The organism is Pseudomonas sp. ES1 (assembly GCF_050586605.1).
In the GTDB taxonomy this organism is placed as follows: Bacteria; Pseudomonadota; Gammaproteobacteria; order Pseudomonadales; family Pseudomonadaceae; genus Aquipseudomonas; species Aquipseudomonas sichuanensis.
In genome coordinates this window covers 30707-42248 of record NZ_JBOBDM010000053.1, presented here as the reverse complement: position 1 = coordinate 42248, position 11542 = coordinate 30707, and the positions used below count along the sequence as shown (strand labels likewise).

Annotated in this window: 11 protein-coding genes and 3 pseudogenes; 10 read left to right on the top strand and 4 right to left on the bottom strand. The window is 58.3% G+C overall.

Annotated elements, in window-relative coordinates; translation table 11 throughout:
* From ACQ4N9_RS20570 to ACQ4N9_RS20555, 4 genes and pseudogenes are all read left to right on the top strand, one after another.
* The coding region (locus tag ACQ4N9_RS20570; RefSeq protein WP_430933596.1) for an RHS repeat-associated core domain-containing protein at window positions 1–1241 on the top strand (1241 nt) is incomplete at its 5' end.
* Between the two features lies 1 nt (window position 1242).
* Window positions 1243–1860 carry a hypothetical protein gene (locus ACQ4N9_RS20565; protein WP_390971141.1) on the top strand — a complete coding sequence of 206 codons (618 nt, stop codon included), beginning with the start codon at window positions 1243–1245 and terminating at the stop codon, window positions 1858–1860.
* 22 nt (window positions 1861–1882) lie between these two features.
* Window positions 1883–2503, top strand: a pseudogene (locus ACQ4N9_RS20560) (RHS repeat-associated core domain-containing protein); the annotation flags it as partial.
* Between the two features lie 152 nt (window positions 2504–2655).
* Entirely contained in the window at window positions 2656–3042 is a 387-nt protein-coding gene (locus tag ACQ4N9_RS20555) for a hypothetical protein (RefSeq protein ID WP_390971143.1), read from the top strand.
* Between the two features lie 87 nt (window positions 3043–3129).
* Here ACQ4N9_RS20555 and ACQ4N9_RS20550 read toward each other — a convergent pair.
* Window positions 3130–3342 (bottom strand): annotated as a pseudogene (locus ACQ4N9_RS20550) (transposase domain-containing protein); the annotation flags it as partial.
* Between the two features lie 15 nt (window positions 3343–3357).
* On the opposite strand from ACQ4N9_RS20550, the pseudogene ACQ4N9_RS20545 reads away from it, so the two are divergent.
* The 6 genes and pseudogenes from ACQ4N9_RS20545 to arfB form a co-directional block, all read left to right on the top strand.
* Window positions 3358–4227, top strand: a pseudogene (locus ACQ4N9_RS20545) (RHS repeat-associated core domain-containing protein); the annotation flags it as partial.
* Window positions 4224–4604, top strand: coding sequence for a DUF6896 domain-containing protein (locus ACQ4N9_RS20540; RefSeq protein ID WP_390971145.1), 381 nt, complete (start codon window positions 4224–4226; stop codon window positions 4602–4604). The pseudogene ACQ4N9_RS20545 and the gene ACQ4N9_RS20540, both read left to right, overlap by 4 nt.
* A gap of 299 nt (window positions 4605–4903) precedes the next feature.
* A complete protein-coding gene (locus tag ACQ4N9_RS20535) occupies window positions 4904–5317 on the top strand; it encodes a hypothetical protein (RefSeq protein ID WP_390971147.1) in 414 nt (137 codons plus the stop codon).
* Between the two features lie 65 nt (window positions 5318–5382).
* Window positions 5383–5658: an Imm53 family immunity protein gene (locus tag ACQ4N9_RS20530; RefSeq protein WP_390971149.1), complete on the top strand. Its 276-nt coding sequence runs from the start codon at window positions 5383–5385 to the stop codon at window positions 5656–5658.
* A gap of 294 nt (window positions 5659–5952) precedes the next feature.
* On the top strand, window positions 5953–7125 hold the full coding sequence (locus ACQ4N9_RS20525; protein ID WP_390971151.1) for an MFS transporter: 1173 nt from the start codon (window positions 5953–5955) through the stop codon (window positions 7123–7125).
* A gap of 147 nt (window positions 7126–7272) precedes the next feature.
* Window positions 7273–7686: an alternative ribosome rescue aminoacyl-tRNA hydrolase ArfB gene (gene arfB / locus ACQ4N9_RS20520; protein ID WP_125463731.1), complete on the top strand. Its 414-nt coding sequence runs from the start codon at window positions 7273–7275 to the stop codon at window positions 7684–7686.
* A gap of 81 nt (window positions 7687–7767) precedes the next feature.
* Here arfB and ACQ4N9_RS20515 read toward each other — a convergent pair whose 3' ends face one another.
* The 3 genes from ACQ4N9_RS20515 to ppnN all read right to left on the bottom strand — a co-directional run bounded on the left by ACQ4N9_RS20515 (window position 7768) and on the right by ppnN (window position 11324).
* A complete protein-coding gene (locus ACQ4N9_RS20515) occupies window positions 7768–9159 on the bottom strand; it encodes a sensor histidine kinase (RefSeq protein WP_390971153.1) in 1392 nt (463 codons plus the stop codon).
* Window positions 9137–9817, bottom strand: a complete 681-nt coding sequence (locus tag ACQ4N9_RS20510) for a response regulator transcription factor (protein WP_110994605.1) — start codon at window positions 9815–9817, stop codon at window positions 9137–9139. The genes ACQ4N9_RS20515 and ACQ4N9_RS20510 overlap by 23 nt, the downstream gene beginning before the upstream one ends.
* A 133-nt stretch (window positions 9818–9950) precedes the next feature.
* Window positions 9951–11324, bottom strand: a complete 1374-nt coding sequence (gene ppnN / locus ACQ4N9_RS20505; protein ID WP_125463733.1) for a nucleotide 5'-monophosphate nucleosidase PpnN — start codon at window positions 11322–11324, stop codon at window positions 9951–9953.
* Between the last annotated feature and the right edge of the window lie 218 nt (window positions 11325–11542).

Genomic DNA, 11542 nt, shown 5'->3' with positions numbered 1-11542 from the left:
AGAAGACTCAGGAACTGAATCGCCCGCTGGAGGCCGATCCACGCTGTAACAAGCTGATGGACAACCTGCTGCGCGAGTATGCCGGTACCCACTACAAATACGACGAACGCGGCAACCTGATCCACCGCCTGCACAACGGTTCCCATGCCCACTTCACCTGGGACCTGTTCGACCGGCTGGCCAGTTACAACGACGACAAGCTCAAGGTCGACTACAGCTACGACGCCCTGGGTCGACGTCTGCACAAACATTCAGTGGCGCACTTCTGGGATCGCCCTGAAGCGGGCACCGGCTGGAACCAGCTGCAGCGGGCCAAGCGTCAACGCGACCTCGGTTGCGGTTTCACCCTGTTCGGTTGGGATGGCGACACGCTGGCCTGGGAAAGCTCACCGCCTCTCGATGAAGGCGATACCGGGCGTACGGTGCATTACCTGTACGAACCGGGCAGCTTCGTGCCGGTGGCTCAGGCCCTGCGCAAGAGCCCGATCCGCCTGCACAAGCAACCGAACTGGAGTCAGCGCGAGTATGACTTCGATCGGGATCCGTTGTGGCATACCGAGGTGAAACCACAGGCGTTCGAGGCCATTGCCTGGTACCACTGCGATCACCTCGGTACGCCGATGGAACTGACCGATGAGCAAGGCAATGTCGCTTGGGCCGGTCAGTACAAGGCCTGGGGTGAGGTGCGCGAAGAGCGCTCGCTGTGGGCCAAACAGCACGGTCTAGGCAACCCGATTCGCTTCCAAGGGCAATACCATGACCATGAGACCGGGCTGCATTACAACCGGTATCGGTACTATGACCCGGCGGTTGGGCGATTTGTTGGCCAAGATCCAATAAGCTACGCGGGTGGTCTGAATTTAGCTACATACGTACCGAATCCTATCGATTGGATTGACCCGCTGGGTTTAGCTAAGGTCATTGCTGCAAAAAGTCGACGAGAGGCGATGCGAGTAGCCCAGCAACACGCTCAGGTGCCGAGAGTTCGGAAGGGAGGGGAAGAGATATTGTCTTCGGAACTAAATTCGGGGAGACGAGGGAAACAATGCTCATGCTTACTTGCTAAAGGCATAAGTACTTTGGGTAGAAGAAGTCGGTATGACAGCTCTGAAGTGTTTGACCATCTTGATGGGCACCCTCACATGGTGGGGGCGGACATCCCGATCACCACAGTGATCCGCACGTTCATGCTACCAATAAAAAGGGTGTGTCAATTATCGTTACATATCCGAGATAAATAAAATGTTCAAAATAGTATATTGTATGGCGCAATTTGCTGAATTCAAGAGGCTTGCCAGCGAGCGTATACAGTCAATCCCTGCGAATGATCGAGATTCTTTTGCTTTGGTGACTGCGATGAATGGAAGTGCCGAGATTGGGTTTGATTCTTGCGCTGAATCTAAAGATGTGCTGCGGAGCTTTATTGATATTTGTTATTGTGCTGATCAATCAGGGAGGTTGTACTTGCCTGGAGAGTATCATGGTGGTGGTATGCCTATGTTTATCTTCAAGGATCGAGGTGGTAGGTTCAAGGCGATTGTAGATGAGCATAATGAATACCTGGTGGCTCTGAAGAGATACAATTTTCTTGCAAAGTACAAAGATATCGAGGCGCCAAGTGCGACAAATTTGTCTGTGTTTTTGGAGGATTCAAGTTCTTGTATAGGTCGTAATCTTTACGAAGATTTTATTGGTAGCTGTGAGTTTGTATGTGTCGCGAATATAGCGGGCGAGTACGGGTGGGGTGCGTTCACCGCATTTGCTGATGATATCGATTTTCTCATTAACACATTGATAAGAATCTCTGATAGGAGTCCGGTCGTTAGGTTGAAGGCGGTTTCCGATATTCCTCAGTGGTAGTAGTTGGTCTAAATGGCCTTTGCAAGGTTGTATGGCCACCGGCACGCCGATGGTTGCGGTGTGGCAGCACCAATACGATGCCCTCAACCAGCGCACCGCGACGATTCGCCCGGACGGCCACAAGGTCAGCTGGCTGACTTACGGCAGCGGCCACCTGCTTGGCATGACCCTCGACCAGCACGAGATGCTGGCCTACGAGCGCGATGATCTGCACCGCGAGGTGGTGCGGCATCAGGGCAACAAGCTGATGCAGACCCAGGCTTGGGACCCGGCCGGGCGTTTGCAGGAACAGCTGCTGGGCAGCCATGACGGCCAGTCCACGTTGCTCAAGCGTCAGTACCGCTACGACGTGGCCGGCCAGCTGACCGGTATCCACGACCGCCGCCGTGGCCAACTGGAATACCAGTACGACCCGGTGGGCCGCCTGCTCAAGGCCACCAGCCGCCTGGGCGCGGAAACCTTTGCCTTCGACCCGGCCGGTAACCTGCTGGACCAGAAGACTCAGGAGCTGAATCGCCCGCTGGAAGCCGATCCACGCCGTAACAAGCTGATGGACAACCTGCTGCGCGAGTAAGCCGGGACCCACTACAAATACGACGAACGCGGCAACCTGATCCATCGCCTGCACAACGGAGGGAAAGCAGCTATGAACGCACGTGGAGAAAATATTGCGGAAATTGAGATGAGCAGGAACATCGGCGAAGGATACAAAGCTGGAGGTGGCGACTTGCAGACAACTTCCAAGGCAGTAATTATTCGCCGAAATAATAACATTGTCACGGCGTATCCTAACCTATGAACAAAACAATTTATCTGCGCTCTCTGCACAAGCTCTACTATTACCTGCTGTCAATGACCGACGATGAAATTGCCGAGTTTGACATAAACGATAAAGAAGACAGGCAGGCTCTTTTTTCCGAGATGAGAGTTCGGTTCGATAGCTACGGAAGCGTCACGAAAGCCTCTATAGTTGACGCGTTGGAATATTTGTGCACTCTAAATAAGTGCGAAGAGTATTGGGAGAGCGTTATCCCACATGAAATTCCGCTTGATGAGATTCACGACAAAAGTGGCTATGCATATGATCTATTCTTGGCACTGACAGATAGAGAGCCTGAGTCAAACATCAACGGTGCATTTTCCATCAGCTATGAGTTAGCTCCGAGAGACCCTGTTGGTTGACTGTGGAGAAATATTTCTATTGTCAGCGGAGGCAGGACAACTGTATGCGACCCATGAACCCCACCTACCGCAATGTGAAGTCTCAGTTTACCGTGGCATTACCGGCTCACAGTTCCACTGCAACAATGCTTCGTAGTCACCAGCCGTCGAAGCAAATGGTAGCTGTTCCAGTGCGTGGCGCCGCCACGCAAAGGGCTCCTGGCCGTTGGATTTGGCGGTTTCAACCGGGCTGTACAGTTGTGCGCTGGCTACCGCGTCTTTCGATGTATCGCTGAACAACCAGTTCTTCCTGCCGATCACGACACCCTGGCCTAGGAGAGCTCACCGCCACGCGACGAAGGCGACACTGGCCGCACCCTGCATCACCTGTACGAACCGGGCAGCTTCGTGCCGGTGGCTCAGGCCCTGCGCAAGAGCCCGATCCGCCTGCACAAGCAACCGAACTGGAGTCAGCGCGAGTATGACTTCGATCAGGATCCGTTGTGGCATACCGAGGTGAAACCACAGGCGTTCGAGGCGATCGCCTGGTACCACTGCGACCACCTCGGCACGCCGATGGAGCTCACCGATGAGCAGGGCCGCATTGCATGGGCGGGGCAGTACAAAGCTTGGGGCGAAGTCCGTGAAGAGCGCTCGGCGTGGGCCAAACAGCATGGCCTGGGAAACCCGCTGCGTTTCCAGGGGCAGTACCACGACCATGAGACGGGGCTGCACTACAATCGCTATCGATATTTTGACTTCCAATTTGGCAGGTTTATAAGCAGCGACCTTATAAAATATTCTGGCGGCTTAAATTTATTTGTCTACTCCCCCAATCCTATTTCCTGGATCGACCCGCTAGGTCTATCTAAAAAAATGGGTGACACAGTATGCAGCTGTGAGATCTGCCCCGACAAACCGAAAGAAATTGACCCAAGAAACCTAAGGTCCAGGCAGACTCGCGCAGAAATGTCGCGAAATAAAGTTGACAAACTTGCTTCAAAGATGCGAAGGAGCGGCTACGATCATGATCACCCGGTGGATGTAGCAGAGGTCAATGGCCAGATAATAATAATCGATGGGCATCATAGAGCTCAGGCTGCGAGCAAAGCGGGTATACCCAAGGCTCCAGTTATAGTGTATGAAGTTGATCCGGGAACCGCAAAGAAACTTGAGAGTGACATGTATGAATCGAGGTGTTCATGAAAAAAATTACAGAAAAAGAATTCATTGAGATAACGAAAGATTTTTCGGACATTCAGCAGCAATTAGTATACGCCTACCTGACACTGACAAAGAATGAAAAAAACTGGCCAAAACATGGGGTTATAAAAATTAATCAGGAGTCTTGGGGGTTCAAAAAGCACGGAGCAGGAGTATGCTTTACAAAGTGCGCTACTGGCGAACTAATAGACGCCCATGACGACATGGAGAAAAGCCCAAGAAAGTTTGATGCCTGGAGAATTCAGAACTATTTATCTTCAATAGAGGAGATGGAGATTGAGCTACTTGGAAAGCACTATTACTCACACAATGACGACGACATTGAGGAGCTTCTGCGCATATGCCATATAAATAATTGAGTGGCGGGGAATGGCTTTATTTTTTTAATGGCCTCATGTAGAGAAAATAAATCCCCCCCCCCCTAGCCCGATGTAGATGCACCACACACGCAGTTGGGTAGGAGAGATGGACGCAGAGGTGCTTATAATCAGGCCCGTGAATGGGGATATGAGAACGGAAACCTTGTTCCCATCCGTGACATTGATTTTACTGATCATGGCCGTCCTCAAAACCACCCGTGCCCACATCAGCATAACTGGCTCCCGAACCCTACAGGGGGAACACGGCAGCACGGCACCGCAATCCCTATGGAGATGCCATGATGCAAATGCTCTCATTTCCTATGTATAGTCCGAGTGGCTCGAAGATTTCACTTGAAGATGTGCTAGGGTTCATCCCTGATAATTCATGGAGTTGGTATATATTCGATTTTTACGGGATGGGTTGCCCTCCATCAGGAAACTCAATGGACTATTTTGAAGAGAACATCCGATCTTCGAGTAATGGAATTTCCATGACATGGCCTGAGCTGAGATTTTTTGCACGTTCATTGGAGCAGACAATAGACCTGCAACTGACTGCAGCAAAAGCTGGAGCAATCCTCTGTCGCGAAGAAATAGAAGCTAAAAATCTCAGTAATGTCGAAATATTTATCGAGGCGGCCGATAGCTCTGAGTGGTCTATCTGGGCGCGTGACCCCACAATATGTCATTGCATCCGAGGTGTGGTTTAAAGACTGATGCCGCCGGCAAGTTTCGGCTGCTTCAGAGAACTCTCATGACGGCAAGGATTTTGCGGTTGGAAAACCTGATCGAAAAACTACAAAGCTGGTACAGCAGTCAATGCAATGATGTTTGGGAACATTCATTCGGCATTGAGATCTCCAACATTGACAACCCAGGCTGGAAAATTAAAATCACTGGCGCAAATAGCAAAAGCAACCTAAATATCAATATTGAAAGAAGCGACACGGACTGGATAATAATCAACGCAGACGACACAGCATTTCAAGCATATGGCGGCTCACTAAATCTACAAGAGCTTCTGGAAACGGCTGCTAAATGGCTTGAGTGACCCTGCTTATCAGGTCGCGCGACCCTAGCCACTTAGCTTCATCCCGGTCGCCCTGACATTGTGCAAGAGCCCGATCCGGCTGCACAAGATGCCGGACTGGAGCCAGCGCAAGTACGACTTCGAGCAGTATCCTTTGTGGCTACCGAGGTGAAGCCAAGGCCATTCGAAGCGATTGCCCGACTGCGAGGCAAATACATTTAGAATGCGTTGCCAGCGCCAGCCCCACAGCGGTGCATACCACTCCCATAGCCCGCGATGGGCGCCAAACATCACTGTTTCAACACAGGCAACACCGTGAATTCCACCGTCAAATCCCCGTCCAACCTCGCCATCGTCTGGCTCGGTGTCCTGCAAATCCTGGTCTGGGGCGGCTCGTTCTTCCTGATAGCGGTGATGGCCGCGCCGATCAGCCGCGATACCGGCTGGCCCAGCCAATGGGTGTATGGCGCGCTGTCGCTGAGCCTGCTGGTTTCGGCACTGTTGGCGCCGCTCTCCAGCCGCCTGATCGCCCGTTACGGCGGGCGCCCGCAGTTGGCTGCCAGCGGCGCGGTGGTGGCGCTTGGGCTGCTGCTGATGGCCGTCAGCCCCAACCTGGGGGTGTTTTTGCTGGCCTGGGCAGTGATCGGCGTGGGTATGGCCATGGGTTTGTACGAGGCGCTGTTCGCCACCCTTGGGGCGCTGTATGCCGAGGGCGCGGGCCGGGCGATCACTGGGGTGACGCTGATCGCAGGCTTTGCCTCGACGCTGTCCTGGCCCACCGTGGCGCTGATGATCGAACAGCTGGGTTGGCGCCAGGCATGTGCGCTGTATGCCGTGGTGCTGTTGCTGGTGGTGGCGCCGCTGTACTGGAAGGTGCTGCCCCCCGGCGGCCAGTTGGTTGAGCGCAAGGCCCAGGCCGGCGAGGCGGGCGAGGGCATCGACCGGCGCTTGTACTTGCTGCTGACGACGATCTTCGCCATCGGCGCGATCATCATGACGGCGATTGCCGTGCAGTTGGTTTCGGTGCTCCAGGGCATGGGGCATTCGCTGGCAGCAGCCATCGGCCTGGCGGCGATGCTCGGGCCGAGTCAGGTGGCGTCACGGCTGCTGCAGATCCTGGTGGGCCGGCGGCACCCGGTGTGGACCGCGCTGGCGTGGACCGGCCTGGTACTGGTGGGGTTGCTGCTGGTGACGCTGGCCCCGGCGGCGACGGCGATCGGGTTGTTGATCTTCGGCTGCGGCAATGGCCTGCGCGCCATCGTGCGGGGGTTGTTGCCGTTGGCCATGCTGCCGCCTGCGCAATATGTGCTGCTGATGGGGCGCATGTCGCGGCCGGCGCTGATTGGCCAGGCGTTGACGCCGTTGGTGGGTGGGTACCTGTTCGAGCACCTGGGGGCGTATGGGGTGCTGTACAGTCTGATCGCCCTGGCGCTAGTGAACCTGTTGCTGGTAGGGCAGGTGTTTCGGTGGGTGCGGCGGGCTGCTTGATGGGCGAAGTGCCAGGCGAGCCTATGGATTACGCTCCAGGTCCAGAATTGGCAATGGCGGAGCAGGGCGGTCGAGGTCAAACGTGTTTTGTCCTGTGGGCGAGCGGCAAAGGCTGTGATAATGGCGGGCAATCACAAGGGCCATGCCATGCTGACCATCTCCAATAACGTGCATCTGCCAGATGCCGAGATCGAACTGACATACATCCGCGCGCAAGGCGCAGGTGGGCAGAATGTCAACAAGGTGTCCAGCGCCGTGCACCTGCGCTTCGATATTCCCGCCTCGTCGTTGCCCGAGTTTTACAAGGAGCGGCTGCTGGCGCTGCGTGACAGCCGCATCACCGGCGACGGCGTGTTGATCATCAAGGCCCAACAGTACCGCACCCAGGAGCAGAACCGTGCTGACGCACTGACGCGCCTTGCCGAGTTGATCATCGCTGCCGGCAAGACCGAGAAGAAGCGCCGCCCCACCAAGCCGACCCTCGGCTCGAAGACCCGCCGCCTCGAAGGAAAGGCCAGGCGCAGTACTGTCAAGGCGGGTCGGGGCAAGGTGGAGTTCTAGGCTCTCCAGGAAATCCCGAGAGCCTGAACCCGATCTCGACCCGGGCTTAAGTCAAAAGTCAGATCACGCTGAGCAGCGGCGCTATTTTGCAGGCCCCGCCAATGGGCAATGCAGCACCAACCTGGCACCGCCCAAGGGACTGGCATCCACCTGCAACCCAAACCCATGCAGATCGACGATCGCCGCGACAATCGACAGCCCCAGGCCGAAGCCCGCGTGGCGGTGGCCTTCCTCGCTGCGGTAGAAGCGTTTGAGCACAGCCTCGCGCTCATCCGCAGGGATGCCGGGGCCACTGTCCTCGACGGCGATATGCACACCCTGTTCATCCTGGCTCGCAGCTATGCGCACCGCGCCGCTTTCAGGGGTGAACTTGATGGCATTGCCCACCAGGTTGGCCAGGGCCTCGAACAGCAATTCGCGGTCGCCATGCAGCGCGGCCAGCTGCGCGGGTTGCTCAAGGCTCAGGCGAATGCCGCCGTCTTCGGCCAGCGGTAGATAGAAATCGTGCAGTTCCACCAGCAGCGCGTGCGGGTCGAGCTGGACGAAGCCGGCGCGGCGCTGGCGGTCTTCCAGTTCGCTGATGCGCAGCAAGCCGCGAAAGCGCGCCATCAGGGTGTCGGTCTCACCGATCGCCTGGTCCAGCGCTTCCCCCTCGGGCGAGCCAGCGCCGCTCTGCTGGCGGATGCGATAGAGCTGGGCGCGCAGGCGCGTCAACGGGGTGCGCAGGTCGTGGGCGATGTTGTCGCATACGCCTTTCACTTCATGCATCAAGCGCTCGATGCGGTCGAGCATGGCGTTGACGATGGCGGCCAGCATGTCCAGTTCGTCGCGCCGGGCTGACAGGGGCAGGCGGTGGGTCAGGTCGCCGGCCACGATCAGGTCGGCTTGGGCCTGGATCGCGCGGATACGCTTGAGCGGGCGGCGGCGCAGCAGGTACCAGCCGGCAAAGCCCGGGATCAGGGTCAGCGAGATGCCCCACAGCAGCGCATGCAGGATGATCCGGGTGACCACGAACAGCGAGCCGTTGTCGCGCACCAGCACCAGCCAGCGGCCGTCTTGCACCCGAATCGCCACGGCGTCGCAGCTGTCGCGCGGCAGGTGCGGGTCGTCGGCGTCGAGGCAGCGCTTGAGCTCATGGATCTTGCCGTCCAGGCCCAGCTCCGGCGGGATGCTGCGGATGCGCCCACCAATCGGGTTGAGTTGCGGGTCGAACAGGCCGTAGGCGTCGAAGCTGCGTTCCTCGAAGGCCTGGCTTGCGATCAGCGCGTCGTCCAGCTGCTTGCCGCTCATGTGGGCGAACAGGTGCTGGCGCTGCATCATCGAGTGGCGGGTGAGTTTGTTCAGGTAGCTGGAGACCTCGAAGTACAGCACCCCCATGAGGATGCTGCTCCAGGCCACGAAGAGGAAGCTGTACAGCGCCAGCAGGCGGCTGGTCGACGAGCTCCAGCCCTTAGACGGGTTCGGCAATGGCATAGCCGGAGCCCCGCACGGTACGGATCAGCGGGGTCTGGCCGGGGGAGTCGATCTTCTTGCGCAGGCGGCCGATGTGCACGTCGATCAGGTTGGTCCCCGGGTCGAAGTGGTAACCCCAGACTTCCTCGAAGATCATCATCCGGGTGATCACCTGGCCGGCGTGGCGCATCAGGTATTCCAGCAGCTTGTATTCGGTGGGCAGCAGGTTCAGCGCCTGCTCGCCGCGGCGGGCTTCGTGGCTGATCAGGTCCAGCTCCAGGTCGGCCACCGTCAGGCGGGTCTGGGTCATGGGCGTGCTGTTGCGGCGCAGCAGTACTTCGACCCGGGCGGCCATCTCGTCGGAGGCGAAGGGTTTGGTCAGGTAGTCGTCGCCGCCGGCCCGCAGGCCGCGCACCCGCTCGTCGACGTCGGACAGGGCACTGATCATCAGGATGGGGGTGGCGATCTTCAGGTTGCGCAGGGTGGTGACGATAGTCAGGCCGTCCACCTCCGGCAGCATGCGGTCCAGGGTGATCAGGTCGTAGCCGCCGGCAATGGCTTTGGCCAGGCCCTCGCGGCCATTGTCGGCCCAGTCCACGTCAAGGCCGTGGCTGGAGAGTTCGGCGACGATTTCCTGGCCGGTGACGGCGTCGTCTTCAATGGTCAGTACGCGTGGCATGCGGGTTCCTGGGCGCAAAGGGGATGACTGATTGTGCCAAAGAATAGACAAACGGCGATTTAAGAAAAATTCATCTGCGCCAGGGAACCTGGCCTGAATGCAGCCGGGGCCGCTTGCGCGGCCCCGGGGTTGTTCAGCTCACCACCTGGTAGCACGGCACATAGGCCGCGCCGCCCGGCAGTTTCATCCGGTGCTGGTCGACGAACGCCTGCAGCAGGCGGCCCAGCGGGTCGAGGATCGCCGCGTCGCCGCGGATCTGGTACGGCCCGTGTTCTTCGATCAGGCGGATGCCTTTGTCCTTGACGTTGCCGGCGACGATGCCGGAGAAGGCCCGGCGCAGGTTGGCGGCCAGCTCATGGGGCGGCAGGTCGCGGCGCAGGGCCAGGTTGGCCATGTTTTCATGGGTGGGGTCGAACGGGTGCTGGAAGCCTTCGGCGATCTTCAGCAGCCAGTTGAAGTGGAACGCATCGTTGCGCTCGCGACGGAACTGCTTGACCGCCTTGAGCCCTTCGACCATCTGCCGGGCCACCTCGGCCGGGTCGTCGATGATGATCTGGTAGTGGCGTTGCGCGGCTTCGCCAAGGGTGGCGCCGACGAAGGCGTGCAGTTGCAGCAGGAACGCCTCGGCGCTGCGCGGCCCGGTGAGGATGACCGGGAAGGGCAGCTCATGGTTGTCCGGGTGCATGAGGATGCCGAGCAGGTAGAGGAACTCCTCGGCGGTGCCGGCGCCGCCGGGGAAGATGATGATGCCGTGGCCGACGCGGACGAAGGCTTCAAGACGCTTCTCGATGTCCGGCAGGATCACCAGCTCGTTGACGATCGGGTTGGGCGCCTCGGCGGCGATGATGCCCGGTTCGGTCAGGCCCAGGTAACGGCTGCCGTGCATGCGCTGCTTGGCGTGGGCGATGGTGGCGCCCTTCATCGGGCCTTTCATCACCCCCGGGCCGCAGCCGGTGCAGACGTCCAGCTTGCGCAGGCCCAGCTCGTGGCCGACCTTCTTGGTGTACTGGTATTCCTCGCTGCTGATCGAGTGGCCGCCCCAGCACACGACCATTTTCGGCTCGACGCCCGGGCGCAGGGTGCGCGCGTTGCGCAGCAGGTGGAAGACGTAGTCGGTGAGGCCTTGCGAGCTCTCCAGGTCGATGCGCTGGCTGGCCAGCTCGCTTTCGGTGTAGACGATGTCGCGCAGGGCGCTGAACAGCATTTCACGGGTGCTGGCGATCATCTCGCCATCGACGAAGGCATCGGCCGGGGCGTTGAGCAGCTCGAGGCGCACGCCGCGGTCCTGTTGATGAATGCGCACCTCGAAGTCCTTGTAGGCCTCGAGGATGGTCTTGGCATTGTCGACATGGGCGCCGGTATTGAGGATTGCCAGGGCGCACTGGCGGAACAGGGTGTAGAGGCTGCCGGTACCGACTTCGCTCAGTTGCTGGACTTCACGTTGCGACAGGGTCTCCAGGCTGCCTTTGGGGCTGACGGAGGCGTTGATGACATTGCGTTGGGGCATCTAAGTCGTTCCTGTGCGGGTAAAACATCCTTCTTGGACAACACCATACAAGCAAATGTGCGGGGTAACGAGGGGGGCTTTGAAAAAGCTGGTCTGGTGAATGGGCATTGGGTGCATGGCGGGGGTTTTGTGTTGCCCTCAAGATCGAGCGCCGCCCGCGCGGCGCATCGCTGGCAAGCCAGCTCCCACATCTGCTTCGGGCCAATTATGCCTGTGAA